The following is a 25,007-nucleotide window of genomic DNA, read 5'->3' on the forward strand; positions in this document are numbered from 1 at the left end:
CGGCAGCTCCTACATTGGGATCAATGGGCGCGGTCGAGGCCTGCGAGCAATGCGCTGTCGCGGCTGTAGATGTCCGGCGCGTAACGCACGTGGCCATCGTCGCCAACTTGCGCGGTCCAGTAGGTCATCAGGATCGGCACCGGTGCCGAGAGGCGGAACTCGTGGGTGGTGCCGGTGGCGAGCAAGGTTTCGGTGCGGGCCTTTTCCGCCGGGCTCAGCAGCAGGTCGCGCAGTTGCATCGGGTGTTCGACTCGCACGCAGCCGGAGCTGAACGCTCGTGGGCCTTTGTCGAACAGTGCCTTGCTCGGCGTGTCATGCAGGTACACCGAGAACGGATTGGGGAAGCGTATGACCATTTGCCCCAGCGGGTTGCGCGGCCCGGCATCCTGACGCAACAGGATGTTGCCCGGGTTGTCCCAGTCGATGTCCGCTGCCGCCAGAGGCTGGCCGTTGGCGTCGAGCACTTGCAGATTCTGGCGGCTGAGGAAGGTCTGATCCTTGCGGATCGCCGGCAGTTTGTCTTCCTTCCAGATGGTCGGCGGCACGGTCCAGGTCGGGTTCAGGGTCAGGCGCGTGACGCGGGATTTGAGTAACGGCGTCTGGCGTTCGGCCCGGCCGACCTGGGTGCGGGTTTGCCACACGGGTTGGCCACCCTGATACAGGGTCAATTCGGCAGCGGCGACGTTGACCAGCAAACCATCGGGTTCCATGTCCTGAGCTATCCAGCGGAACCGCTCAAGGTTGACGCGCAATTGCTCGCGCCGAGTCAGCGGACTGATGTTCAGTTCGGCAATCGTCCCCGGCCCGACCACGCCGTCAGCCTGCAACGAATGATTGGCCTGGAAACTCTTCACCGCCTCCACCAGCACACCCTCGTAGGCATTGCCGGGCGTGCCGACGGCGTGGGTCAGATAGCCTTCGTTGAACAGCCGCTGGGCCAGTTCCGGCACGCGTTTGTCTTCCATCTGCGGACGCAACAACGGGCCGCTGCCGACTGATTGCCATTGCGGCAAGGCTGTGAGCCGTTGCGCGGCATAGAGGTGGCGCAGGTTCTGATATTGCGCAAGGCGCGGGCGAGCAAGATCGAACGCCGCAGGAATGTCCTGCATGCCCGGTACGGCGATGGCCAACAATTCCGCCTGACGGTCGCGCGGGCTGTCATCGGCGTGCCACAGCGGCTCGAAATGCGACTGCAGCAGACGGCCGTAATGCAGATCCTGCAGGGCTTGCAGGTAGTAGTGGCTGATGTCGATGTCGGCGCACAATTCGCCGTCCTGCGGAGGCACTGCCGCCACCGAATAGCGTTTTGGGTTGAGGCCATCATCGGCCAACAGCTGCAATTGCCCTTGCAAAGCCTGCAATCGTCCGGACTCGCGCGCCCACACCGGCATCCAGTCCTGCTGTTCATAGAACGCCTGCATCTGCACCAGCGCCGGGCCATTGAGATGCGCGGCAACCGCCGGGCACGCCTGCGGCAGACTGAGCAAAACGGCCTGCAGCGGACTCTGCGGCTCGACGGGCATTTGCGCCGCTGGCGTCGGCAGTGTCTGCAGCGGTGGCAGCGACTCCTCGGCACAAGCGACAAACGGCGCTGCGAGCAAACAAATGCTCAAGTAGCATGCGTACTTTTTGAACAACTGCTTTACTCCAATCCATGGCCGTCTTGATGACGGTCAACCTTACATCAGGTGCGCTGAACAGTCAGGCTCGATCTTCGGGCGTGGCAGGGTCGACTGGGAGTCAGGAGCCAAAGTGCCAAATGGGTAGCAAGTGAGGACACTTTATAAATGTTGACGTTTTTGCGCCGACTTCTGCTGACCACCGCGACCCTTGTCGCTGTGACCAGTCCAGCTTTTGCCGCCGGCAAGCCATCGCCGGTTCTCTTCACCAGCCTCGCGCACGCCGCGCCAGAACTCAATCCCCAGGCGCTGAAAGGTGCATTGAACGCCATGCAGTGCGCGGTCAATAACGGCGCGAAACCGTCCCGTCACCTGGCAATCATCGACTATTCGCAGCCGTCCACCGAACGCCGCTTGTGGATCTTTGACTTGAGCAAAAAGAAACTGGTGCTACGCGACCTGGTCGCCCACGGCTCCAATTCCGGGGAAAACTTCGCTACGCAGTTTTCCAATGTCGAAGGCAGTTACCAGTCCAGCCTCGGCCTGTTCCGCACGCAGGAAAGCTACAGCGGCACCCACGGTTATTCGCTGCGCATGGACGGCCTGGAGCCGGGTTTCAATGACATGGCCCGCGACCGCGCCATCGTCATCCATGCCGCCAGTTACGTGAACCCGTTGTGGAGCAAGCGTCAGGGCCGCATCGGTCGCAGCCAGGGTTGCCCGGCGGTGCGTCCGCAAATTGCCAGGCAAGTGATCGACCGGCTGAAGAATGGCCAGTTCATGTTTTCCTGGTATCCCGATCAGCGCTGGCTGAAATCCTCGCCGTACCTCAACTGCCAGCCGCAGCAAGTGGCGAGCATCCTCAACACCCACGCAAGCTGACCCAGCACACCCCCCCCTGTAGGAGCTGCGGAACGCTGCGATCTTTTGATCTTGTTTTTACAATCAACATCAAAAGATCGCAGCCTGCGGCAGCTCCTACAGGGGGATTCATTACAACTTTGTCATTCAGCTGTCGGTTTGCCGTGCGAATCGCCCAGTAGCCTGATGTTGTCCAAAACGGCGAAACCTGCTTCGAACTCTTCTTCCCCGCCCGCCATCAGACACCCCCCTCCCTGTAGGAGCTGCGGAACGCTGCGATCTTTTGATCTTCGTTTTTAAGATCAAGATCAGAAGATCGCAGCGCGCCGCAGCTCCTACAGGGGTTGGGCTGTGTTGACGCTATCGCGGGTGGTGGCTTGCACTCGGCTGATGATCAGGGTTAGCAGCATCAGCGCTGTGGCAACGCCGAAGGTGGTGTGCAGGCCGCTGGCGATCGCCGTTGCAGGCGCCTGCGTCGGATCCCCCGCCGCCAGCGCAAACACCGCGCCCATCACCGCCGCCCCGGTGATCAAGCCCAGGTTGCGCGCCAGCCCGAGCATCGCCGAGACCACGCCACGCTGATCCTGGCTGACCCCGGCCATCAACCCGGTATTGTTGGCTGCCTGGAACAACGCGTAACCGGCCGCGATCAGCATGATCGGCAGCACATACGCGGGCAGTCCAAGACTCATGGGCAGGAGCGCCAGCAAAGCGCAGCCGCAAGCCATGCCCAACAATGCGCCCGGGACGATTCGTTGTGCGCCAAAACGATCGACCAGACGTCCAGCCGGAACTCCGCTCAGCGCTGACAACAGCGGCCCGACCGACAACGTCACGCCGACCATGGCGCTGCTGAGGCCCAGACCTCGATGCAGGTAAAACGGCCCGACCACCAGCGTGGTCATCATCACCGTCGTCACCAGCAACGTCAGCGCCAGACTGCTGCTCAGTCGCGCGTCGCTGAACAGTGACAAGCGAATCAGCGGCGATTGGGCCTTCATCTCGACCAGGATAAATACCCCCGCGCCGCACAGGCTGGCCAGCAGCAGCGGCCACATCAAGCCTTCAAGCGTCATTGCCAGCGCATAGGCCGCCAGCGTCAGCATCAACACCGCACTGCCAGAATAATCGAATGGCACACGCGGCCCCGATGCACGGTCCGCCGGCAGAAAGCGGTACACCAGCCATACATTGAGCAAACCCAGCGGCACATTGAGGAGAAAAATCGCCTGCCAACCCACAGAGGCCATCAACAATCCGCCCAACGATGGCCCGAGCGTGGTGCCCGTTGCTGACATCGTCGCCAACAAGCCCATGGCACTGCCCGCCCGCGCTTTCGGTACTGCATCGGCCACCAGCGCGACCGTCAGGGCAAACATGATTGCCGCGCCAAGCCCTTGCACTGCGCGCGCGCCGATCAGCCAGCCAAGCCCCGGTGACAGCGCACAGCACAATGAAGCCGCCGTAAAAATGCCAATGCCGATCAACAGCAATCGCCGCCGACCGAAGCTGTCACCCAGACGCCCGACACTGACGATCAACGTGGTGATCGCCAGCAGATACGCCAGAACAATCCACTGCACCTGTTGAAACGTCGCGTCAAACGCCGTCGCCAGTATCGGCAACCCGGCATTGGCGATGCTGGTGTCCAGCGACGGCATCAGCATCGACAGGGCCAGGCTGGTCAACGCCCAACGGGCCGTCGTGCTCAAGGGTTCTCGGGGCATGGGCTGCTCACAGGGCAAAGGACATGCGCCTTAGCCTGAGCCTCGACAATAGCAGGCGCAAGACGCATGCTTTGCACTCAATACCTGCACGGAACGCCATGTCATGTCCACCCCGGATCTGAACCTGCTGATCACCCTCGATGTGCTGCTACGCGAAGGCAGCGTTGCTCGCGCCGCCAAATGCCTGCGGCTGAGCCCGTCGGCCATGAGTCGGGCGCTCGCCCGTTTGCGCGAGACCACCGGGGATCCGCTGTTGGTGCGCGCCGGGCGCGGGCTGGTGCCGACGCCGCGCGCGCTGGCGTTGCGTGAACGGGTCGGGCAACTGGTGCAGGAGGCCGAAGCGGTGTTGCGCCCCGCCGAGATCCTCGACCCTGGCCAGTTACGACGCACCTTCACCTTGCGCAACACCGATGGTTTTGTCGAAACCTTTGCCGCCGCCCTGCTCGCCCGCATTGCCGAAGAAGCGCCCGGCGTACGCCTGCGCTTCGTGCAGAAAGCCGACAAGGACAGCACGCCGCTGCGCGAAGGTCGGGTTGATCTGGAGACCGGCGTGGTCGACGACAGCACCGACCCGACGCTGCACAGCCGCCTGCTCTTTCAGGATCAGTGGATCGGTGTGGTGCGCGAGGGGCACCCCTTGAGCAAGGGCAAAATCAGCGCAAAACGTTTTGCTTCAGGCCAGCACATTCTGATCTCACGCCGTGGACGCAGCAGCGGCCCGGTCGACGAAGCGTTACTCGCCGTGGGGCTGACGCGAGACATCGTCACTTCATTCGGCGGATTTTCGGCGGCGCTGACGTTGGTCCGCGAGTCAGACCTGATCGCCACCGTCCCCAACCGTCACACCGGCAAACTGCGCACGGGCCTGCACAGTTTCACACTGCCCTTCGACATGCCGCCGATCAACGTCTCCATGCTCTGGCATCCGCGCATGGATGCCGACCCGGCGCATCGCTGGTTGCGCGATTGTCTGCGCCAGGTGTGCGCCTAGCGCGCATCGCCGCCCGCGGGTTTATAGAAGAGAAACTTGCCGGTTTCGGCGGTCTTGCGGTACTCCTTGGCCCAACTCGGATGCACGTTGCGGTCATGGAAATACAGCGCGCCACGGGTGCGATCGGGCAACTGACGGTTGAGCGCCTTGCCGGCAATTTCCTTGGCCAGCGCGTACTCGGAATCTTCCTTGACCTGATCCGGCTTGCCATCGCACCACCAGGAGAACTGGCAGCTTTTGGTCTCCGAGCCCTGTTTGACCACGGCGCACACCGTGTCAGGAAACCCCTCGTGGCCGAGACGATTCATGACCACATTGGCCACGGCTTCCATTTCCGGTGTGTTCTTGCCCTTCGCCTCCCAGTAGATACTACGCGCCAGGCACGTGAGCGGGTCATCCAGCGGCGCCGCGCCTGCCGGGTCCACCGCTTGCGCTTCGGTCGGCGTGATTGCTTCGGATTTTGGCGCCGGTGCCGCGCTGACTTTGTCGGCGGCTTTCTCCTCCAGCACCTGGGCTTTTTCTTCCGCTTTCGCCTTGATTGGCGCCTGATCGGTGGCCCATGCCGCACTGGCCAACAAGGTAAATACGAGACAACCCGCCAAGCCTTTCAATCCCATGTCAGTTCTTCCGGCAGCGCCCGTGTCGGGCAAGGTGTTGCGTGGGTGAGACGCCCGGTTTGCGGGCTCTTCGCAGAGTGTAGACGGCAAATTCGGGCGTATTGTTCCAGTGAAAAAAGCGCCGAATGAAGAAAAAGACATTGCGCCCACCGGGGGCGTTTCGCGCATCATGGGCGCATTCAGCCCAAGGGAGATTTCCATGCGCTTCATGCCATCCGTTTTGCGCTTTGTCGCGTTGTCCGCAGGCTTGGCGTCCGCAGCCTCGGCCATGGCCACCGATGAATCGCAACTGGTCGAGTCAATCAACAGCTACCGCAGCCAGCCGCAGCGTTGTGGCTCGCAGGCCTCCAGCGAATTGCCACCGCTGGCCGCCGACCCACGATTGATCCTGCCTGCCAGCGGCGCCGTCGACCTGCAACAAGCCATGGCCCGCGCCAGTTACCCGATGGTCAACGTGCAAGCGATCACGCTCAACGGTCCGCGCGATGCGGCGTCGGCAATGCAGGCGATTCAGGAGAGTTTCTGTCAGGTGGTGCTTGATCCGCAGTTTGTCGACATCGGCGTCAGCCGCGCCGACCGCGACTGGCGCATCGTCCTGGCGCGGCCGCTGCTGTCGGCCAGGCTCGGCGATGCGCAGGCCGAAGGGCAAAAACTGCTCGAGCAACTCAACGCGGCGCGCAGCCAGCCACGGCAATGCGGGGGTCAGGCGTTCGCTGCGGCGGCACCGCTGGCCTGGAACGCAACGCTGGGCAGCGTCGCCCAGGATCACAGCCGTGACATGGCCAATAAAAACTATCTCGACCACAAGGACCGCGACGGCCGCACCCCGGGCGATCGCGCCGAACTCGCCGGTTACAGCGGGCAACTGGTCGGCGAAAACATCGCCGCCGGCCAGGACACCGTGCGCAAAGTGGTCGATGGCTGGATCGCCAGCCCCGGCCATTGCGTCAACCTGATGAACCCGCAATACAAGGAGCTCGGCGCGGCCTATGCGACCGACCCGAAAAGCGATGCGGGCATTTACTGGACGGCGATGTTCGGCGCGCAATAAACACCATCAACGCCTGCGCGTTGATGGCCGCTGACGGTCAGTTGGCGACCGGTATCCACGCCGCCCGCGCAACGTTGGCGGTGTCGCCAAACGCCGGCAGTTTCTGCGCCAGGTCACGGACGTTCTTCACGTCCAGGTCGAGCAACTGCTGGCGGGTGATCAGCGTCGGTGGCACCAGCACCTGATGCCCCGGATTTTCCCCGGCAATCAACATCGCCAGACTGCGCACGCTGATCGCCCCGGCCACTTGCGGGTTGACCGCCGCCGTCGCCGCCCAGGCGCTGTCCGGCTCTTTCATGATCTGGATGTCGGCGGTGGAAATGTCGGCGCTGTAGATTTTCACCTTACTGGCCAACCCGGCCTCGTCGACAGCGATCTTCGCGCCTTTGGCAAATTCGTCGAACGGCGCAAAGATCACGCTGATCCCCGGATTGGCGCGCAACACAGCGCTGGCCTGATCCGCCACCGAGTTGGCAATCGGCGGATTGAGCGTGCCGAAACGCGCTTTCTCGATGATCCCCGGATTGGCTTTTTTCACCTGACTCCAGATTTCATCACGTCGCTCCATCGGGGTGAAACCGCTGATGTACACGTAGCCGGCGTCGAAGCGCGTGCCGTTGTCTTTCACCGCTTGGTCGAGCGCCAGACGCGCCAGCGCGTGGTGATCCTGTTCGACCTGAGTGACTTGCGGCGTGTTCAGGTCGACATCGAAGGCGACGACTTTGATGCCCTTGGCGAGCGCCCGGTCAATCGGCCCTTTCAGGGTTTCCGCCAGCCCCAGTTGCACGATGATTCCGTCCACGCCCAAGTCAGCCGCCTGATCGATCATCTCGCCCTGACTCGCCGCCTGTTGCCGCGCATCGAACACCCGCAGGTTGGCACCGAGCGCTTCGGTCTGCTTCTCGACGCCGCGCAAATAAGCCTCGGGAAAATCCCCGGAGAACAAATACCCCACCAACGCAATCTGCACCTGGCCCTTATCGAACGGTGCCGGTGCGCCGGGCAATGCCTTGGCCTGCGCGTGTACCGCCAGCGTCGACAGCAACGCGGTGGCGAGGCAATGGCGGGCGAACTGTGTGATTGAACCGTGCATACAACTTCCTTGAATGAAAACGGCTCAACGCGCCCGATGCGCGAGGCCGAAAGTGAACATCAGGGCCAGCACCAGCACCAGTCCCTTGACGAAATCCTGCGCGTAGTACGGCGCGTTGAGCATGGTCAGGCCGTTAAGCAGCGCCGCCACCAGCAGCGCACCGATCAGCGTGCCAAAGGCGTTGGGCTTCTTCGCGCCGAGCACGGCAAAACCGATCAGCGCAGCGCCGAGGGCATCCAGCACCAGACCATTGCCGGAACTGACGTCGCCGCGTCCCAGGCGCGCCGCAAGCAACAATCCACCGAGCGACGCCAGCAGCGACGACAGCACGTACGCCAGCAGTTTGAAGCGCTGCACCGGCGCACCGGCCAACCGCGCCGCCTGCTCGTTGCCGCCGATGGCATAAAACAGCCGCCCAACGCGCGTACGCTCCAGAAACAGCCACACCGCTATCGCGACCACCGCTGCAATCAACACCGGGATCGGCACCACTTCCCACAAGCGTGCGCGCCCCAACGCGAGAAACGCCGCGCTGAACGTGCCTTCGGTTTCTTCGCCATTGGGCAGGGTCATGCCCACGGCAATCGAGCGCCCGCCGGTGGGAATCAACTGCACGCCAATCACCAGGAACATGCTGCCCAGCGTCGCGAGAATGTCCGGCACGCGTAATTTGACGATCAGCCAGCCGTTGAGCAGCCCCACCAGCGCACCGCCCGCAAGGCTGATCAACACCGCCGGCACCGCGCCCCAACCGAGCACCACCATCACGTAACTGGCGATCATCAGGCTCATGGCGGCCACCGCGCCGATCGACAGATCAAGGCCGCCGACCGCCATGGTCAGCGTCACACCGAGCGCCAGCAACGCCACAATCGACACCGACTGGAGGATGCTGAACAGGTTGCCGATGCGCAGAAACGCCGGCTCGGCAACGCTGAAAAACATCACGATCAGCGCCAGCAGCCACAACAGGCCATAGCGAATCAGCGCGTGCAGCCAGCGCTCGGCGAAGGCCGGTGGAGTGGACAACAGTGAATTGGAATCAGGCACTCGCTCTGCTCCTTGGCGCGGCATGAAGGGAATGTTGGTTTACCTCGGTGCCGGCCAGTGCGGCCACCAGATCGGCGCGGTTCAACTCGGCGCGCGGGTACTCGGCGACCACCGCGTGATCGCGCACCAGGAGAATGCGGTCAGCGATCTCCAGGGCCTCGTCGACATCGGCACAAATCACCAGCGTCGCCCGGCCCTGGGCGCTGTCGCGCAGCAGTTGGCCGATTTCGCGGCGGGCGCGCACATCGACACCCTGAAACGGTTCATCGAGGATCAGCACCCGCCCCTCGCCGAGCAGCCAGCGGCCAAGCACGACTTTCTGCTGATTGCCACCGGACAACGCACTCATCGGTACGTCGATGCCGGCGGTCTTGATCCCCAGCGCGGCAACCTGCGCTTGAACCGCTGCGGCCTCGGCGCGGTTGCGAATGAAACCGCAACGGGTGAAGCGCTCCAGAAACGGCAACGTCAGGGTGCGCCGCAGCGAGAAATCCGCCACCAGTGATTGACTGGCGCGGTCTTCGGCGGCGAAGAACACCCCGCTGCGAATCGCCTCGCGTGGCGATCCGGGCTGCCACTCGACACCGCCCAACCGCAGGTGGCCCGCCGCCGCGTTGCGCAGGCCGAACAGCACCTCGGCAATCTCGCTTTTACCGGCGCCGAGCAAACCGGTGAGCACCACCACTTCGTTTTCGTGAAGCGTCAAGTCGAACGCTTGCGCGCGCGGCACAACCTGTATCCCGCGCATCTGCAGCACCGCAGGCCCGGCCACGCGCGGACGGTAAACGTGCTCGCCCAGCGCCTGCCCGAGCATCGCCTCAACCGCCTCCGGCAACTGCCGGGCGCTGAACTCACCGGCCAGTCGACCATCGCGCAGCACGAGCGCGCGATCCGCCACCCGTTGCAGGTCCGACAGCCGATGCGAGATGTACAGAATCGCCACGCCACGGCTGCGCAACGTGTCGATCAAGCCAAACAGGCGCTGCGCTTCGGCATCGGATAACGCCGCCGTCGGTTCATCGAGAATCAGCAAGCGCGGTTGCAGGGCGAACGCCCGAGCGAGCACCACCAGTTGCCGTTCGGCCTGACCGAGATGTTCAATGGGTTGCTCCAACGGCAACGTCAGGCCGAGCCCGGCAGCGATGTGACCGGCACGTTCCAGCAGACGCCGGCGATTAAGCCAGAAGTCCGCTTCCGGCTGGCACAATTCATCGAGCAGCAAATTCTCGGCAACGCTCAATCCCGGAGCGATACCGTCGTTGATCTGCTGGTGTACCGCGACAATCCCGACCCGCCGTGCAGACAGCGGCGAACTGAATAGTCGTGGCTGCCCCTCAACGAAGATCGCGCCAGTATCAGCACGTTGGCTGCCGGCGAGAATTTTCACCAACGTCGATTTACCCGCGCCATTGGCGCCCAGCAACGCCACCACTTCAGCCGGATAAATTTCCAGGCTGACCCGCTCCAGTGCCCGGTTCGAACCAAAGGTCTTGCTCAGCTCACGTACCCGAATCAGCGGCTCAGGTGCCACGGCGACAGGTCCACTCATAAAATTCCTTAGCGGCGATGAGCCAGCGAACGCACCAGCCGATCGCCCAGGCTTTGCACGCCTTGAACGAGAATGACCAACACCACGACGGTGGCGACCATCACTTCATTGTTGAAACGCTGATAGCCATAACGGATCGCCAGATCGCCCAGTCCACCGCCGCCGATAACCCCGGCCATCGACGAAAAACCGATCAGCATCACCAGCGTCAGGGTGATCCCCGCGAGCAACGCCGGCAGCGCTTCGGGCAACAGCACTTTGAAAATCACGTGGCGAATGTCACCGCCCATGGCGAGGATCGCTTCGATGCGGCCCTTGTCGACTTCGTCCAGGGCGTTTTCGACGATGCGCGCGAAAAACGGAAACGCACCGATGGTGATCGGCACCACCGCTGCGGTACTGCCCAGCGTGGTACCAACGACCAGACGGGTCAGCGGAATCAACGCAATCAGCATCACCACGAATGGCAGCGAGCGGCCGAGATTGACCAGACTGCTGAGCGCCGCATTGAAACGCGGCATCGGTCGCAATCCGTCGCGGCGACTGATAAACAGCAGCACACCCAGCGGTAAGCCGATCAGCAGGGTGAACAGCCCCGCGAGCAGGACCATGTACAGGGTTTCACCCGTGGCGTTGAACACCAGTTGCAGGATTTCATCCCAATTGATCGTGCGGTTCATGACTGCGCCGCCCTTACGCCGTACTGCTTGAGGAAGGTCAGGCCCGGCGCGTCATGGCCCAGCGGCAGTCCGCAGGTCGGCCGTAAGGAACTGCCGAGCGCCGACTGTGGATCGGCCAGCAGCCGTGGCACCGGCCCGGCCTCGACCAACCGGCCATTGGCCATGAACGCTGCGTGGTCGCAGATCGACTTGACCACGTCGAGTTCGTGGGTGATCAGCACGATGGTCAGGCCCAACTGCCGATTGATGTCGCGCAGCAATTGCAGAATCGACTCGGTGGTTTCCGGGTCGAGGGCGCTGGTGGCTTCGTCCGACAGCAGATACGCCGGCTCCGCTGCCAAAGCGCGGGCGATGCCCACCCGCTGCTTTTGCCCGCCGGACAATTGCGAGGGAAAGGCTTGTGCCTTGTCACTCAGGCCGACCAGTTCCAGCAGCTCGCGAACCCGCACATGGCGCCACGGTTTGCCGACATTGGCGATCTCCAGCGGCACCGCAATGTTGTCGAAGACGTTGCGCGAGTGCAGCAGATTGAAGCCCTGGAAAATCATGCCGATGCGTTGGCGTTGCTCGCGCAATTCGCGCTCAGACAGCGCCAGCAGGTCCACCCCGTCAATCAGGATCTTGCCGCTGTCCGGGCGCTCGAGCAGGTTGAGGCAACGCAGCAGCGTCGACTTGCCCGCCCCGCTACGCCCGAGAATCCCGTAGACCGCACCATCGGGAATGCTTAGCGAGACCTGATCCAGCGCCGGCTGCGTGGCCGACGGGTACGTCTTGCTCACCTGCTCGACGGCGATCATGGCTTGCCGCCCGCCACCGGAATCACCGAGCCGGCAAAGTTATCGGTGATGTATTTGGCGACCTCGGGCGAGGTCAGGTCCTTGGCCAGTTGCGCAATGCGCGGGTCGTGCTCGAGCTTGGGCGTGGTCACCAGAATATTCGCGTAAGGATTGTGCTCGGCTTTCTCCAGACCCAATGCGTCCTTGGCGGGCACCAGGCCGGCGTCCAGCGCGTAGTTGCCGTTGATCACCGCCAGATCGACGTCGTCCAGCGAGCGCGGAATCTGCGGTGATTCGATTTCGAGGATTTTCAGTTGTTTCGGGTTCTCGGCGATGTCCTTGGGCGTTGCCTGATCGGCGGCCGGGTCGTTGAAACCGGGTTTGAGTTTGATCAGTCCGTTGTCCTGCAACAGGTACAAGGCGCGGCTCAGATTAGTGACGTTATTGGGCACGGCGACGGTGCCTTTGACCGGCACGTCGGCGAAGCTTTTGTGCCGGCGGGAATAGATACCCAGCGGTTCGATATGCACCGTGGCCGCCACCGCGAGTTTTTCGCCGAGGGCTTGTTCCTGAGACTTCAGGTACGGCAGGTGCTGAAAGTAATTGGCGTCGACATCGCCGTGTACCAGCAGCTCGTTGGAGTTCACGCCGTTGGGGATTTCGATGACTTTGAGGTTGAGTTGCGGATCGATTTTCTGGATGTACGCGAGGATCTGCGCGTGGGGCACCGGGTCGGCCGCCACGCGCAGCGGTTCCAGCGCCTGCGCCCCGAACGACGTCACCAGCGCGCCGAGGACGGCCAGGGTCAAACCTGCTTTTTTAATCATGTGCAAAGTCCTTGAGCGATGGATGAATCAGGCGGTTTTACGAACAGGTAATGGCGGCAGCAGCGCATCGGCGTAAAAGCGTTGCGCGACATCCGGGTGCGAGCGCAGGCGCCCCTTGAGGTAGTTCCAGCCAACATCGCGGAACAACGGATTGAGCGGGTCACTGGCCGGCCCGCGTGCCTCGCGCAGCAGCAACGTCGGCAACAGATACAGCGGCACCACAGCATCGAGTTGCGCCCCCAGAAAGAACGCAATCGACAGGCGCTCACTGCCTTCCGGCGGCGACACCACGCGATGCACGGTGGCGCGCAGATAACCGTTGGAGGCCAGTTCGAGCAGTTCGCCGATGTTCACCACCAGGGTGTTTTCACGCGGCAGCGCGTCGATCCAGCGGCCCTCTTCGACCTCGACTTGCAGCCCGGCCTGCTGGTCTTGCAGCAAGAAGCTGAGGAACCCCGAATCCTTGTGCGCGCCGACGCCCTGCTGGCTCGCAGCATTTGCCTGGCCGGGATAGCGCATCAGCTTGATGTGCTCGTTGGGTTGGTCGCCGTAGAGCTGGTCGAAGGCATCGGCGCGCAACGACAGCGCCTGAGCGAAAGCACGCAGCAAGCGCAATGACATGCGCGTCATTGCTTGCTGCCATTCAAGCAGCAAGGGTTTCAGTTCGGGGAGTGCCGCCGGCCATTGATTGGGGCCTTGCAATCGCGCCCACAGCGGGCTGTCCGCGTTTAGCGGCAGCGCCTCGCGTTCGGCCCCCAGATCAAACTGTTCACGCTGATCGGGTTGACCGCGAGTGATCTCGGAGGCAGCTCGGTTGTAGCCGCGAAAGTGCGGCGAATTAATCATGCCGACGGCGGTTTTCTCGCTGTCGGGCAAGGCAAAAAATTGCCGCGCATGCGCCTGCACTTGCTGGAGCAATGCGCTGTCGATGCCATGGCCGGTGAGATAGAAGAAGCCGACGTCACGGGCGGCGTGGCGCAGGTTTTCAAGAAATTGGTAACGCTGTTGCGCGGTCCCTTCGAACAGGGACAGGTCCAGTGTTGGCAGAGCGGTGATATCCAAGGTATGCGGCATGATTCACTCCCGTGTGAATCAAACCTGAAGAACCTTTGATCGATTCAGCGTGTGCCGTCATGGCAATCGGGGGTCTATCGGTTTGATGCGTTGATTCGTCGTTGCAGACAAAACTAAACGATCTTAAAAACACCGATCCAATACCTTTTTCGCATTACCTTAGGCCGATCACGGTAGGAGCTGCCGCAGGCTGCGATCTTTTGATGTCGGTTTTTTAGAAACAGGATCAAAAGATCGCAGCCTGCGGCAGCTCCTACAGTGGGGGGTCAGGCGCGCGGGCGTTGGCTGCGCTGTTCGGCGCTGGCGTCCGGCGCAGCTTGCAGCTGGAAGTCGAACGTGAGTTCGGCGTGACGTCCCGAGGTTTCGCTTTCATGGAAGACGACTTCGCCGACCAGGCCTTCGCGGGTGGCGTAGGCAAAGTCATCCCACAAGTATTGATCGCCCGACAGGTTGATCTGCGTGGTGAGGTGCCGATGCCCCGGCGCGCTGATGAAAAAGTGCACGTGCGCCGGGCGCTGGCCGTGGCGGCCGAGCAGGTTCAGGCATTCCTGCGTCGGGCCCTGCGGGTCGCAGCCGTAACCGGACGGCACGATGCTGCGCACGCGGTAGCGGCCCTCGGCGTCGGTGATGATCCGCCGGCGCAGGTTGTACGCGGACTGACTCGGGTCGAAGAACGAATAGGTGCCTCGCGTGTTGGCGTGCCACAGGTCAACGGTGGCGCCGGCCAGCGGTTGGCCGTGAGGATCGAACACCTGGCCTTCAAGCAGCATCTGCGTGGCGACGCCCTCCTCGCTGCCGTCATCCATCCGGCACTCGCCCTCGAACAGTGGCGCGCCGGCCACGTACAGCGGGCCTTCGATGGTACGGGGGGTGCCGCCGGTCAAGCCGATCTGCGCGTCTTTGGCGTCCTGCAGCAGATCAAGGAAATGCTCGATGCCGAGCCCGGCGACCAGCAATCCGGCTTCCGAGCGGCCACCCAGACGATTGAGGTAGTCGACGGCTTTCCAGAATTCGTTCTCGCTGATGTCCAGGTCTTCGATGATTTTCGCGCTGTCCTGCAGCACGCGCAGGACGATGTTTTTCAAGCGCGAGCTGCCGTCGTCGTTGGTGAAACCGGCGGCTTCGGCGAAGAATTTTTGCAACTCGGGGGTGTGGGCAATTTTCACGGTCATGGTGGCTTACCTCATCTTGTTGTTGTGTGAACGCAGTTCTTCAAACCAGGTAAGATCCCTGTGGGAGCTGGCTTGCCAGCGATTGCGGTGGGTCATTCAGCATCGATGGCAACTGATCAATTGCTATCGCTGGCAAGCCAGCTCCCACAGGGTTCAGGAGTGAATCTGGTGTCTGACTTCAGCGGTCGTCGGCGTGGATCGACGACGGATGGCGGCAGAGGCCGTCGACTTCGATGTCCATGTACGGGAACAACGGCAATTGCATCAGCGTGTCGTGCAGCGCTTCGACGCTGGGCACATCGAACACGCTGTAATTGGCGTAGTGCCCGGCGATGCGCCACAGGTGGCGCCATTGGCCTTCGCGTTGCAGCCGCTGCGCCAGTTCTTTCTCCTCCGCCTTGAGTCGAGTGGCGACGGCGGGGTCCATGTCGATGGGCAATTTCACGGTCATTTTTACGTGGAACAGCATGGTGGCTCTCCTCTAGTGGTCAACGGCTCAATGGCGGCGAAAACGCGCCAGACGTTGTTCGTCCAGGGTCAGGCCGAGGCCCGGTGTGTGCGGGATGTGCAGATGAAAATCGCGGTACTCGGGCCTTTCGGTGACGATGTCTTCGGTCAGCAGCAGCGGCCCGAACAGCTCGGTGTCCCAGGTCAGTTGCTTGAGCGTGAGGAAGGCGTGGGCCGAGGCCAGCGTGCCGACGGAGCCTTCGAGCATGGTGCCGCCATACAACGCGATGCCGGCGGCCTCGGCGATTTGCGCGGTTCTGAGCACGGCGCGGGGGCCGCCGTTCTTGGCGATTTTCAGGGCGAACACGCTGGCAGCGCCGTCAGCGGCGAGGCTGAACGCGTCTTCGACACTCTCGATCGATTCGTCGGCCATGATCGGTGCCGGGCTGCGCTGGTTGAGGCGAACCTGCCCTGAGCGGTTGACTCGAGAAATCGGCTGCTCGATCAGGTCGATGCCGTTGTCACCGAGCACCTGGCAACCACGAATCGCCTGGGATTCGTCCCAATACTGGTTGACGTCGACCCGCACACTGGCGCGCTCGCCCAAAGCTTTTTTGATCGCCACGACGTGCTTGAGATCCTGCTCCAGCGGGTTGGCGCCGATCTTCAATTTGAAGATGCGATGACGCCGCGCTTCGAGCATCTGTTCGGCCTCGGCAATGTCGCGGGCGGTGTCGCCACTGGCCAGGGTCCAGGCCACTTCCAGGCTGTCGCGCACGCGGCCGCCGAGCAGTTCGCTGACGGGCAAACCGAGGCGTTTGCCCTGGGCGTCGAGCAGCGCGCTTTCGATGCCGGATTTGGCGAAGGTGTTGCCCTTGGCGAGCTTGTCGAGCCGCTGCATCGCCGCGTTGATGTTGTTGGCGTCCATGCCGACCAACGCTGGCGCGAGGTGCGCATCAATGTTGGCCTTGATGCTCTCCGGGCTTTCGTAACCGTAGGCAAGGCCGCCGATGGTGGTGGCTTCACCGATGCCTTCAACCCCATCGCTGCAGCGCAGGCGCAGGATCACCAGGGTCTGCTTTTGCATCGTGTGCATCGCCAGTTTGTGCGGGCGAATGGTCGGCAGGTCGACGATGATCGCCGTCAGGGTTTCAATCAGGATTCGCTGCATATCAATGCTCCGTGAGAAGTGCTCAACCAAGGTCGCCGCCACCGACCGGCAAGGTCACGCCGGTGATGTAGGAGGCGTCGTCGGAGGCGAGAAAGAGGATCGCGCCGACCTGTTCATCGAGGCTGCCGTAGCGTTTCATCAGGCTGCTATCGAGGGTTTGCGCGACAATTTGCTGGTACCAGGCCTGCTCTTGCGGCGACTGTTCGCTGGCGTTGCGCGGGATGCGTCGAGGCGGCGCTTCAGTGCCGCCGGGCGCGGTGGCGTTGACGCGAATACCACGCTCGGCGTTTTCAAAGGCCAGGCACGCGGTGAGTGCGTTGATGCCGCCCTTGGCCGCGCCGTACGGCACACGATTGACGCTGCGGGTGGCGATTGAGGAAACGTTGACGATGGCGCCGCTGCCTTGTTTGAGCATGTACGGCAGCGCGGCGTGGCAGCACCACAAGGTCGGGAATAACGAGCGACGCACTTCCGCTTCGATCTGGTCGACCTGGTAGTGCTCGAACGGCTTGGCCCAGATCGTGCCGCCGACGTTGTTGATCAGGATGTCGAGTCGACCGAAAGTGTTGATGGCTTCGGCCATGACCCGGGCGCAATCGGCGTATTGTTCAAGGTCGGCGGTCAGTGCCAGAACGCTCTCGCCTTGCAGTTCGTGAACCAGTTCGGAGCGGTCGACGGCGACCACTTGCGCGCCTTCGCTGAGCAGGCGCTCGCAGACGCGGCGGCCGATGCCTTGCGCTGCGCCGGTGACCAGCGCGACTTTGTTGGAGAATCTGTCGTTCATGACAACCTCGATGCAAACAAATAGCGAAACTGTGGTGAGGGGATTTAGCGAAACGTCGCACCGCCCCGATGGGCTGCGCAGCGGCCCCTTGCTGTTAAGGCAAAAGCGAGGGCCGCTGCGCGCCCCATCGGGGATAAATCCCCTCGTCACAGGTAAGGGCAGGCCCACAGATGAGAGCCAGGCCACAGATTGGGGGCAATCCACAGATGAGGGGCAGACCACGATGAGAGGCAGGCCCACATACGGGGATCAGGCCGCGGCGAATTTTTCGAAGTAGAAATTCGCCGGGATGATGCCCTGCTCGCGGATGTATTGGCTGACCGCCTCGACCATCGGCGGTGGCCCGCACAGGTAGACGTCGACATCGCCGTCATTGAGGTGGCGCGGTTCGATGTGCTGGGTGACGTAGCCCTTGAGCGGGTGCGCACTTTGCGGATTGGCGACGCAAGCGCCGAAGCTGAAATTGGCGATGCGTGCGGCAAAGGCTTCGAGGCGATCGAGTTCAACCAGATCGAAATCGTTGGTCACGCCATAGATCAAATGCACCGGATGCGCGCTGCCCTGCTCGGCGATCTTTTCCAGCATCGCGGTGAACGGCGCCAGACCGGTACCACCGGCGAGCAACAGCAGCGGCCGCTTGATCTCGCGCAGATAGAAACTGCCCAAGGGTCCGGCCAGATTCATGCTGTCGCCGGCCTTGGCCAGGCCGGTGAGGAAGCTGCTCATCAAGCCGCCGGGCACGTTGCGAATCAGAAAACTGACCTCGCCATTCTTCTGCAACGAGCTGAAGGAATATGCACGACTGTGTTCGCTGCCCGGCACTTGCAGGTTGACGTATTGCCCCGGCAGAAACGCCAGTTTGCTCAATGCCTCGCCCTTGATCGACAGCGCGATGGTGCTCTCGGACAACTGCCGGACATCGCTGATCGACGCCTGAAAATTGGCCTGTTCGGTTTTGCAGACCTGCGAGCCAACCGGCACTCGCACCACGCAATCGCTTTCGGCGCGCATCTGGCAGGTCAGCACATAACCTTGTGCGAGTTCGTCGGCGCTCAAGGCGTCTTCGATGAAGTTGTCGCCCATCTCGTAACGCCCGGCCTCGGCGAAACATTTGCAGGTGCCGCAGGCGCCGTCACGGCAGTCCAGCGGGATGTTGATGCCTTGGCGATACGCCGCGTCGGCGACAGTTTCATGGCCGCCGGCCTCGATGAAACGGGTGACGCCGTCTTCAAAATTCAGTGCGATCTGGAAATTCATGGTGCACCTCGCCGTGTCGACTAGATGTGGTAGATGTCGATGAGCTGACGGACGTAATCGTTTTTCAGGACGACTTTTTTGGCCTTGATCAGCGGCTGTTCGCCACGCAGATCGAGGGTGTAGAAACTGCTGCCGAAGTAGCTGTCGGTGACCTGATAGCGAAAGCTCAGGGTGTGCCAGTTGAAGCGCACCTGGCACTGGTCGGCGCTGTGCTCGACGATCTCGATGTTGCTCAGGTTGTGCGAGGTGCGGGTGTCGGGAATCGTCGCGCTGGAGCGCTCGGTCTTGATCCGGAAGATGCGGTCTTCGAGGCCACCCCGATTGCCGTACCAGATCAGCGAGATTTCGCTTTGCGGGTCTTCGGTGAGCGTGTCGTTGTCGTCCCAGGCCGGCATCCAGAAAGTCGCGTCGGCGGCGTACAGCTCCAGCCATTGATCCCACTGGCCGTCATCGAGATAACGCGCTTCGCGGTAGAGAAAATCACGCACATTGTCGTAGAGATTGCTCATCACACAGCCTCCACGGGGATCAGTTGTGACTCGGCGGCAGCGGCTTTGAGCATGGTCTCCTGCCAGTACTTGTGTTGCAGCACGAACAGGCCTTCGTCCTCGGTGCGCATGCCGGAAAGCAATGGCTTGAGGTTGATTTCCTCGGCGGCAGCGTCGGCGCCTTCAACCCAATGGGTCGCGCCTCGGGACATGTCGTTCCAGCCGCGCCCGGCGCCGTAACCGGTCTGGCACGAGCGGAACTCTTCCAGATCATCCGGTGTGGCCATGCCGCTGACATTGAAGAAGTCTTCGTACTGGCGAATGCGTTTGGCGCGCGCCTCGGCGCTCTCGCCTTTGGGGGCGATGCAGTAAATGGTGATTTCAGTCTTGTCGACCGAGATTGGCCGGGCGATGCGAATCTGCGAACTGAACTGATCCATCAGATACACGTTGGGGTACAGGCACAGGTTGCGCGAGTTTTCGATCATCCAGTCAGCGCGGGCCTGGCCGAAATCACGCGCCAGTTCGTCACGGCGCTCATAGGCCGGACGGTCTTCAGGATTAGCCCAACGCGTCCAGAGCAGCAGATGGCCGTGATCGAAAGAGTAGAAACCGCCGCCCTTCTTCGCCCAGCTGCCAGCGCTCATGGTCTTGATCGCTTCACCCGCTTCACGTTGCTGGCGCTGGTTCTGGGTGGCGGCGTAGTTCCAGTGCACGGAGCTGACGTGATAGCCGTCGGCACCATTTTCGGCAGTGAGTTTCCAGTTGCCTTCATAGATATAGGAGCTGGAACCGCGCAGCACTTCCAGACCGTCCGGCGACTGATCGACGATCATGTCGATGATCTTCGCTGACTCGCCCAAGTGCTCGGTAAGGGATTTCACATCGGCATTCAGACTGCCAAACAGAAAGCCGCGGTAGGACTCGAAACGCGCGACTTTGGTCAGGTCATGCGAGCCTTCGCAATTGAAGCCTTGCGGATAACCGGCTTCGCTTGGGTCTTTGACCTTGAGCAGTTTGCCGCTGTTGTTGAACGTCCAGCCGTGGAACGGGCAGGTGTAGCTGGAGCGGTTGCCGGACTTGTGCCGGCAAAGCATGGCGCCGCGATGGCTGCAGGCATTGAGGAACGCATTGAGCACACCGTCCTTGTTGCGCGCGATGAAGATCGGCTGGCGCCCCATGGTGGTGGTCAGAAAATCGTTGTTGTTGGGCAGTTGGCTTTCGTGGGCGAGGTAGATCCAGTTGCCTTCGAAGATGTGCGCCATCTCCAGTTCGAACAGACGCGGATCGGTGAACATCTCCCGCTTGCAGCGGTAGGCGCCCTTGTCTTTGTCTTCTTCAAGCATGGCATTGAGGTAGTCGATTCCCAGGGACATGGCCAGGGCCTCCATTGTTATTGTTCAGGCCAGGTCAGATTAGGGAGGCGCAGCACGGGGCAATAGCCGAATCCTGCAGATCGCTATCCGTTTTGTGCAGGACGGCGCGGCAGGTGATTCGGATTGTTTCGAAGGGCGATCAGTGGCGACGTTTGAAGGTGTGCGACGGCAGTTCGCCGAACTGCTGGCGATAGCTTTCGGAGAAACGGCCCAGGTGCAGGAAGCCGTAGTCCAGCGCCAGTTCGGTGAGGTTGCGCACCGGGCAGCTCGGGTCGCTGAGGCAGGCGTGAATGCGCGCAAGCTTGCGTTGACGGATGTATTGCATCGGTGTGACGCCGAGTTGGCGCTCGAACAGGGAGTACAGCGAACGCGGGCTCATGCTCGCTTGTGCGGCCAGATGTTCGGCGGGCAGATCGAGCTTCAGGTTGCGTTCGATGTAATCGAGAATGCGCTCGAAACTGACGCTGGGCGCACTCAGATTTTCGCGGCTGACGTTGGTGCTCATCAGCGAGATCAGCTTGCTGCCGATGATCTGCGCGTAATGCTCCTGCACCCGCAACAACGGATCGCTGGCCTCGGCTTCCTGGCAGATCATCGCCAGCAGATTCGTGAAGCCCTCCAGCTCATCCAGCCGATAATGATTGCGCAGAAAACGAATGCCGCTCGAGGGACGTATCCAGCGCTGCTCGTCACACACCGATTCGAGCACGCTGACCGGCACTTTGAGGATGAATTTCTCGCAGTCATCCGAGTAGGTCAGATCAACCGGATCGTCCGGATTGATCAACAGCAACTCCCCCGGCACCAGATGCTGCTCGCGCTGGTGCCCGCGCCACAGGCAATTGCCTTGCAGCAGGACTTGCAGGTGGTACACGGTTTCCAGCGCCAATGATGTCACGCGAACACTGCCGCCATAGCTGATGCGGGCCAGATCGAGGTCGGCGAGTTTGCGATGGTTGAGGCTGGCTTGCGGATGGGTGGTTTTGGACAGACCGATGAAGTGCTGGCCGACGTGCTGATTGACGTAGTCGGAGACGGCATAAGGGTCAGCGTGACGAAACACGCTGCTGCGGTCGCTCAGCAGATGGCTGTCCATGGGGCGGTGCTCGATCTTGTCGTTATTATGGGTTCACGGTTTAACGGCATCACCGGTCACAGTACGCCGCCGCGCTGAGGCGAGCAATTGGAGCAAGGTTTGGCTATCCGGTAATCGAACACTTTTATGGTGTGTCAGGCGTAATGCCGACCTGGAGACGTAAAAAAAACCCGGCTGATATGGCCGGGCTTTTCGTGGGTACTGCGGCAAAAACGGCATTCAGACTGCACGGCGTTCGAGCAAGCGATCTGCACCACCTTCGGCGACCAGATTGCCTTTCAGGCGATCTGATCCATCGGCAGCCACGGCGTCGCTGAACAACGGGTCGGTTTCAGTCGCAGCGACTGCATCGCTGAACAGAGGATCGGTTTCGGTTGCGGCGACCGCATCGCTGAACAGTGGATCGGTTTCAGTGGCGGCGAAGGCGTTGAGTGCGAAGATCGAGAAGGCGATGCCGAGAAGTGTCTGGCGTTTCATGGTTGTGCTCCGATTACAGTGGTTGGGAATGGAGCCGATCTTACGCCGACGAGTCGATATGAGAACTTCATTGAGTTAATGGTTGTTATTGACGCTATCAATAACCAGCAAAGCAGGAAGATACCTACACGTGATGACGGAAATGCCCTACACCACTTGAGCCGAACAAATACAAAATTCCTACTTTTGACAGCTCAACACAGAAAAAAACCCGCTTCAGCCGAACAGCCAAAACGGGTTTCCCCACGAGACGATCGCTACTTCAGATCGTCAAAGTGGTCTCGCAGGAACTCGTAAAAGCGCAATGCTTTAAACAATCTCCACACGAGGCTCAGCGTACGTAGCAAAAGCTTCATACGTTTGGCCTCCAAGGCTGAGGGCCAAACCTCCAGCAGACTTACCGGATCACGAATGCCTTCAGGCTACATGTCAGTGCAGCTAGTGAGGCGGCCGGTTGAACCCCCTCCGAACCATCATTCCGGCACGGCTGCAAAACCGTGTCAGAGGGAATGAAACCGTTAAGTTGCCAGCCAAACCTCAACGCAGTACCAACACATGAGCGCCGGCATCATAACCTTCAATTCGAGGCGCGCAGGCACACTTGATAAGCGGATTTGTAAAACGTCATTTCTGCCAGTTTTTTTATCATTGCCAAAATAGGCAAAGAGCCCTCTACGTGCAAAATTGACGTTGCATGGCTGGACAAAGATTCATACTATGGCCCGCGTCAGTGTAGCTAGTGAAGCATCAAACCTAGGTCGCAAACCGAGGTTTAAAGAACCGCCCCGCAAAGGCGGTTTTTTTTCGTCTGGATATCAGTGCCTCAATCATTTGCACTTGGCCAACACCACCTGACACGTATTGGGCGTGCCCCCGGAGCGGCCGGCGTAGCGGATGCAGTTGTTCATCGATTTCTGCCGCGCCATGTTCAGGCTGGAGCCCCAGGCAAGGCCGCCCTCGCCGACCGTCGGCAATGCCTTGGCGTAGCAACTGTCGCCGACGCCCGAGGGCGGATAGTGTTTGCGGTTTGAGCAGCCGGCAGTCAGCGTGAGGCTGAGGGCAATCAGGCAGAGCGTGAGCCACGGCGCGCATCGGTGTTGCAGTGGGCCGATCATCGCGTTTCACCTGCTGCATGTGGGTGTTGACGTGTAGAGTCTAGCCGTTTGCCGTTGCCTATTTGCACAAATGTTCTAAACGCCGGTGGTCGCTGCGCGGTATTTTATGAGGCCGTATTTGTCGAAGTCGAGCTCAGGAGCCTGCCGTGGATAAACGCAGCTGGATTGATCTGTCCCAGGATGTCGATACCGGGATTGAATCGATTCGCGCGCATTTTCAGGGGCACGCCTACGACCCGCACTGGCATGACAGTTTTCTTGTCGGCGTCACCGAGCAAGGCGTGCAGCAGTTCAATTGCCGCCGCGTGCGTCATCGCAGTACGCCGGGTAATGTGTTCTTGCTGGAGCCGGGGGAGATTCACGATGGGCAGGCGCCGACCGAGGAAGGCTTTACCTATTCGATGCTCTACCTCGACCCGCATTGGCTTGAGCGTGAAATGCATGCGCTGTTCGAAGACGCACCGACCGAGAGTCAGCCTGGCTTTGCCGACACGCTGAGCCAGGATCCGCGCCTTTGCGCCGCCATCGTTCAAGCCTTCCATGCCCTGCATGACGGTGACTTGCGCATCGTTCGCCAGACCGCCATCGACGGTCTGCTGGGCTCGCTGACGCGTCATCTGGACTGGCGCAAACGGCAGGAGGTCGATCCACGTCTGCCACGGGTGGCGCAAGTCGCGCGCGATTATCTGCACGCTTACGTCTACGAGGACATCGGTCTCGATGACCTGGCCCGAGTCTGTGCTATCGACCGTTTTCGTCTGACCCGCGCCTTCAAGGCTGCCTTCGGGCTGGCGCCGCATGCCTACCTGATCCAGTTGCGTCTGGCCAAGGCGCGGCAGTTGCTTGCGCGGGGAGACACGCCGGTGCAGGTCGCCAGCGTGCTCGGCTTTGCCGATCAAAGTCATCTCGGCCGCTGGTTCCGCCGCGCCTATCAACTGACCCCAGCCGACTACCGCAAGCGCTGCTCAAATCTTCCAGACTGACGCGCGCCCACTGGCGATCATGGCTTCCTGTGTTTACTTCCAAGGAGCCCGCCCATGGCGTCATTACTGCCCTTCCTGCTGTTTGCGTTCGTTGCGTCGATCACGCCGGGGCCGACCAATATTCTGGTGTTGAGCCACAGCTCGCGTCAGGGGCTGTTCGCCACGCTGCCAATCATTTTTGCTGCCTGCGCCGCGGCGGCACTTATTGTGTTGGTAGTCGGTCTCGGTGCCGGCGAAACGTTGTTGCGCTTTCCGCGTGTGCAGCAAGCCATGGCCTGGGGCGGGATGCTCTGGTTGAGCTGGCTGGCGTGGCAGATCTTTCGCAGTGCGCCGCCTTCGCTGGATTCGACGGATGCGCCAGATCAAGGCATCAGCGCGATGGGCGCGGCACTGTTGCAACTGGTCAATCCCAAGGTGTGGATGATGGCGGTGGCGGTGGTCAGCGTGTTTGTCGGCGGCGGTGACAAGACGCTGTGGCTGCTGGTGTTGTCGCTGGCCTTTCTGTTGGTGTCGTTGCCGTGCATGACGTTCTGGGCATTGCTCGGTGTCGGCAGCGCACGGTTGTTCGGCACACCGCAGGCGTTCAAGCGGATGAATACGGCGCTGGCGCTGTTACTGCTGCTGTCGGCATGGCTCACCGTCCTCGCCTGAAATCCCCTCTGTAGGAGCTGCCGAAGGCTGCGATCTTTTGATCTTGACCGTAAAAAACAAGATCAAAAGATCGCA

General features: G+C 61.4%; 25 protein-coding genes. 5 read left to right on the forward strand and 20 right to left on the reverse strand.

All coding sequences use genetic code 11. The features are described from left to right. Positions 1-20: 20 nt before the first annotated feature. Positions 21-1,637, reverse strand: coding sequence for a L,D-transpeptidase family protein (locus tag PMI37_RS12510; protein WP_008081283.1), 1,617 nt, complete (start codon positions 1,635-1,637; stop codon positions 21-23). Positions 1,638-1,787: 150 nt separating this feature from the next. Between PMI37_RS12510 and PMI37_RS12515 the strand changes: the two genes are divergently transcribed. Continuing rightward, the gene (locus PMI37_RS12515) at positions 1,788-2,501 is read left to right on the forward strand and encodes a murein L,D-transpeptidase catalytic domain family protein (protein ID WP_008081284.1); all 714 of its coding nucleotides are present in this window, start codon (positions 1,788-1,790) and stop codon (positions 2,499-2,501) included. A 314-nt stretch (positions 2,502-2,815) separates the two neighbouring features. Here the strand turns inward: PMI37_RS12515 and PMI37_RS12520 are convergent, their stop codons facing one another. Continuing rightward, a complete protein-coding gene (locus PMI37_RS12520) occupies positions 2,816-4,207 on the reverse strand; it encodes an MFS transporter (RefSeq protein ID WP_008081292.1) in 1,392 nt (463 codons plus the stop codon). Between the two features lie 103 nt (positions 4,208-4,310). Between PMI37_RS12520 and PMI37_RS12525 the strand changes: the two genes are divergently transcribed. After that, positions 4,311-5,198, forward strand: coding sequence for a LysR family transcriptional regulator (locus tag PMI37_RS12525; protein ID WP_008081293.1), 888 nt, complete (start codon positions 4,311-4,313; stop codon positions 5,196-5,198). Here the strand turns inward: PMI37_RS12525 and PMI37_RS12530 are convergent. Continuing rightward, entirely contained in the window at positions 5,195-5,815 is a 621-nt protein-coding gene (locus PMI37_RS12530) for a cell wall hydrolase (protein WP_008081296.1), read from the reverse strand. The two genes, PMI37_RS12525 and PMI37_RS12530, sit on opposite strands and share 4 nt — an antisense overlap. Before the next feature lie 199 nt (positions 5,816-6,014). Here PMI37_RS12530 and PMI37_RS12535 point away from each other — a divergent pair, with 199 nt between their 5' ends. Beyond that, complete coding sequence (locus tag PMI37_RS12535; protein ID WP_008081298.1) at positions 6,015-6,866, forward strand: CAP domain-containing protein; 852 nt, start codon at positions 6,015-6,017, stop codon at positions 6,864-6,866. 37 nt (positions 6,867-6,903) lie between these two features. Here the strand turns inward: PMI37_RS12535 and PMI37_RS12540 are convergent, their stop codons facing one another. The 17 genes from PMI37_RS12540 to PMI37_RS12620 all read right to left on the reverse strand — a co-directional run bounded on the left by PMI37_RS12540 (position 6,904) and on the right by PMI37_RS12620 (position 23,298). Next, entirely contained in the window at positions 6,904-7,959 is a 1,056-nt protein-coding gene (locus PMI37_RS12540) for a substrate-binding domain-containing protein (RefSeq protein ID WP_008081300.1), read from the reverse strand. Between the two features lie 24 nt (positions 7,960-7,983). Then, on the reverse strand, positions 7,984-9,009 hold the full coding sequence (locus PMI37_RS12545; RefSeq protein ID WP_008081303.1) for an ABC transporter permease: 1,026 nt from the start codon (positions 9,007-9,009) through the stop codon (positions 7,984-7,986). Next, the gene (locus tag PMI37_RS12550) at positions 9,002-10,558 is read right to left on the reverse strand and encodes a sugar ABC transporter ATP-binding protein (protein WP_008081305.1); all 1,557 of its coding nucleotides are present in this window, start codon (positions 10,556-10,558) and stop codon (positions 9,002-9,004) included. The genes PMI37_RS12545 and PMI37_RS12550 overlap by 8 nt, the downstream gene beginning before the upstream one ends. Positions 10,559-10,566: 8 nt before the next feature. Next, a complete protein-coding gene (locus PMI37_RS12555; RefSeq protein WP_008081307.1) occupies positions 10,567-11,238 on the reverse strand; it encodes a methionine ABC transporter permease in 672 nt (223 codons plus the stop codon). Continuing rightward, on the reverse strand, positions 11,235-12,035 hold the full coding sequence (locus PMI37_RS12560; protein WP_008081308.1) for a methionine ABC transporter ATP-binding protein: 801 nt from the start codon (positions 12,033-12,035) through the stop codon (positions 11,235-11,237). The genes PMI37_RS12555 and PMI37_RS12560 overlap by 4 nt, the downstream gene beginning before the upstream one ends. Further along, positions 12,032-12,841 (reverse strand): MetQ/NlpA family ABC transporter substrate-binding protein, encoded by an 810-nt coding sequence (locus PMI37_RS12565; protein ID WP_008081310.1) that lies wholly within the window; start codon positions 12,839-12,841, stop codon positions 12,032-12,034. Before PMI37_RS12565 ends, PMI37_RS12560 begins: the two co-directional genes overlap by 4 nt. A 27-nt stretch (positions 12,842-12,868) precedes the next feature. Next, positions 12,869-13,915, reverse strand: a complete 1,047-nt coding sequence (locus PMI37_RS12570) for an isopenicillin N synthase family dioxygenase (RefSeq protein ID WP_008081312.1) — start codon at positions 13,913-13,915, stop codon at positions 12,869-12,871. A 266-nt stretch (positions 13,916-14,181) separates the two neighbouring features. Beyond that, complete coding sequence (catA, locus tag PMI37_RS12575) at positions 14,182-15,087, reverse strand: catechol 1,2-dioxygenase (RefSeq protein ID WP_008081315.1); 906 nt, start codon at positions 15,085-15,087, stop codon at positions 14,182-14,184. Positions 15,088-15,265: 178 nt separating this feature from the next. After that, on the reverse strand, positions 15,266-15,556 hold the full coding sequence (catC, locus tag PMI37_RS12580; protein ID WP_008081317.1) for a muconolactone Delta-isomerase: 291 nt from the start codon (positions 15,554-15,556) through the stop codon (positions 15,266-15,268). A 27-nt stretch (positions 15,557-15,583) separates the two neighbouring features. Further along, positions 15,584-16,705 (reverse strand): muconate cycloisomerase family protein, encoded by a 1,122-nt coding sequence (locus PMI37_RS12585; RefSeq protein WP_008081319.1) that lies wholly within the window; start codon positions 16,703-16,705, stop codon positions 15,584-15,586. A 22-nt stretch (positions 16,706-16,727) separates the two neighbouring features. Next, positions 16,728-17,489, reverse strand: a complete 762-nt coding sequence (locus PMI37_RS12590) for a 1,6-dihydroxycyclohexa-2,4-diene-1-carboxylate dehydrogenase (protein ID WP_008081322.1) — start codon at positions 17,487-17,489, stop codon at positions 16,728-16,730. 249 nt (positions 17,490-17,738) lie between these two features. Next, entirely contained in the window at positions 17,739-18,746 is a 1,008-nt protein-coding gene (gene benC, locus PMI37_RS12595; RefSeq protein ID WP_008081325.1) for a benzoate 1,2-dioxygenase electron transfer component BenC, read from the reverse strand. Positions 18,747-18,766: 20 nt separating this feature from the next. Further along, positions 18,767-19,255: a benzoate 1,2-dioxygenase small subunit gene (gene benB, locus PMI37_RS12600; RefSeq protein WP_008081326.1), complete on the reverse strand. Its 489-nt coding sequence runs from the start codon at positions 19,253-19,255 to the stop codon at positions 18,767-18,769. Further along, positions 19,255-20,610 carry a benzoate 1,2-dioxygenase large subunit gene (gene benA / locus PMI37_RS12605; RefSeq protein WP_008081329.1) on the reverse strand — a complete coding sequence of 452 codons (1,356 nt, stop codon included), beginning with the start codon at positions 20,608-20,610 and terminating at the stop codon, positions 19,255-19,257. The genes benB and benA overlap by 1 nt, the downstream gene beginning before the upstream one ends. 139 nt (positions 20,611-20,749) lie before the next feature. Beyond that, entirely contained in the window at positions 20,750-21,706 is a 957-nt protein-coding gene (locus PMI37_RS12610; protein ID WP_008081331.1) for an AraC family transcriptional regulator, read from the reverse strand. 219 nt (positions 21,707-21,925) lie between these two features. Continuing rightward, positions 21,926-22,183: a hypothetical protein gene (locus tag PMI37_RS12615; protein ID WP_008081333.1), complete on the reverse strand. Its 258-nt coding sequence runs from the start codon at positions 22,181-22,183 to the stop codon at positions 21,926-21,928. Between the two features lie 827 nt (positions 22,184-23,010). Next, positions 23,011-23,298 (reverse strand): hypothetical protein, encoded by a 288-nt coding sequence (locus tag PMI37_RS12620; RefSeq protein ID WP_008081335.1) that lies wholly within the window; start codon positions 23,296-23,298, stop codon positions 23,011-23,013. A gap of 146 nt (positions 23,299-23,444) precedes the next feature. On the opposite strand from PMI37_RS12620, the gene PMI37_RS12625 reads away from it, so the two are divergent. Both PMI37_RS12625 and PMI37_RS12630 read left to right on the forward strand, forming a co-directional pair. Then, positions 23,445-24,281 carry an AraC family transcriptional regulator gene (locus PMI37_RS12625; protein WP_008081337.1) on the forward strand — a complete coding sequence of 279 codons (837 nt, stop codon included), beginning with the start codon at positions 23,445-23,447 and terminating at the stop codon, positions 24,279-24,281. Positions 24,282-24,335: 54 nt separating this feature from the next. Continuing rightward, a complete protein-coding gene (locus PMI37_RS12630) occupies positions 24,336-24,932 on the forward strand; it encodes a LysE family translocator (RefSeq protein WP_008081339.1) in 597 nt (198 codons plus the stop codon). Positions 24,933-25,007: the final 75 nt, after the last annotated feature.

It is taken from the genome of Pseudomonas sp. GM80, assembly GCF_000282515.1.
Classification (GTDB): Bacteria; Pseudomonadota; Gammaproteobacteria; order Pseudomonadales; family Pseudomonadaceae; genus Aquipseudomonas.

Bases quoted from the DNA above. Each gene is read 5' to 3' on its own strand.
- PMI37_RS12515 (WP_008081284.1), top strand. From the start codon at position 1,788: ATGTTGACGTTTTTGCGCCGACTTCTGCTGACCACCGCGACCCTTGTC.
- PMI37_RS12520 (WP_008081292.1), bottom strand. From the start codon at position 4,207: ATGCCCCGAGAACCCTTGAGCACGACGGCCCGTTGGGCGTTGACCAGC.
- PMI37_RS12525 (WP_008081293.1), top strand. From the start codon at position 4,311: ATGTCCACCCCGGATCTGAACCTGCTGATCACCCTCGATGTGCTGCTA.
- PMI37_RS12530 (WP_008081296.1), bottom strand. From the start codon at position 5,815: ATGGGATTGAAAGGCTTGGCGGGTTGTCTCGTATTTACCTTGTTGGCC.
- PMI37_RS12535 (WP_008081298.1), top strand. From the start codon at position 6,015: ATGCGCTTCATGCCATCCGTTTTGCGCTTTGTCGCGTTGTCCGCAGGC.
- PMI37_RS12540 (WP_008081300.1), bottom strand. From the start codon at position 7,959: ATGCACGGTTCAATCACACAGTTCGCCCGCCATTGCCTCGCCACCGCG.
- PMI37_RS12550 (WP_008081305.1), bottom strand. From the start codon at position 10,558: ATGAGTGGACCTGTCGCCGTGGCACCTGAGCCGCTGATTCGGGTACGT.
- PMI37_RS12555 (WP_008081307.1), bottom strand. From the start codon at position 11,238: ATGAACCGCACGATCAATTGGGATGAAATCCTGCAACTGGTGTTCAAC.
- PMI37_RS12560 (WP_008081308.1), bottom strand. From the start codon at position 12,035: ATGATCGCCGTCGAGCAGGTGAGCAAGACGTACCCGTCGGCCACGCAG.
- PMI37_RS12565 (WP_008081310.1), bottom strand. From the start codon at position 12,841: ATGATTAAAAAAGCAGGTTTGACCCTGGCCGTCCTCGGCGCGCTGGTG.
- PMI37_RS12570 (WP_008081312.1), bottom strand. From the start codon at position 13,915: ATGCCGCATACCTTGGATATCACCGCTCTGCCAACACTGGACCTGTCC.
- catA (WP_008081315.1), bottom strand. From the start codon at position 15,087: ATGACCGTGAAAATTGCCCACACCCCCGAGTTGCAAAAATTCTTCGCC.
- catC (WP_008081317.1), bottom strand. From the start codon at position 15,556: ATGCTGTTCCACGTAAAAATGACCGTGAAATTGCCCATCGACATGGAC.
- PMI37_RS12585 (WP_008081319.1), bottom strand. From the start codon at position 16,705: ATGCAGCGAATCCTGATTGAAACCCTGACGGCGATCATCGTCGACCTG.
- PMI37_RS12590 (WP_008081322.1), bottom strand. From the start codon at position 17,489: ATGAACGACAGATTCTCCAACAAAGTCGCGCTGGTCACCGGCGCAGCG.
- benC (WP_008081325.1), bottom strand. From the start codon at position 18,746: ATGAATTTCCAGATCGCACTGAATTTTGAAGACGGCGTCACCCGTTTC.
- benB (WP_008081326.1), bottom strand. From the start codon at position 19,255: ATGAGCAATCTCTACGACAATGTGCGTGATTTTCTCTACCGCGAAGCG.
- benA (WP_008081329.1), bottom strand. From the start codon at position 20,610: ATGTCCCTGGGAATCGACTACCTCAATGCCATGCTTGAAGAAGACAAA.
- PMI37_RS12610 (WP_008081331.1), bottom strand. From the start codon at position 21,706: ATGGACAGCCATCTGCTGAGCGACCGCAGCAGCGTGTTTCGTCACGCT.
- PMI37_RS12615 (WP_008081333.1), bottom strand. From the start codon at position 22,183: ATGAAACGCCAGACACTTCTCGGCATCGCCTTCTCGATCTTCGCACTC.
- PMI37_RS12620 (WP_008081335.1), bottom strand. From the start codon at position 23,298: ATGATCGGCCCACTGCAACACCGATGCGCGCCGTGGCTCACGCTCTGC.
- PMI37_RS12630 (WP_008081339.1), top strand. From the start codon at position 24,336: ATGGCGTCATTACTGCCCTTCCTGCTGTTTGCGTTCGTTGCGTCGATC.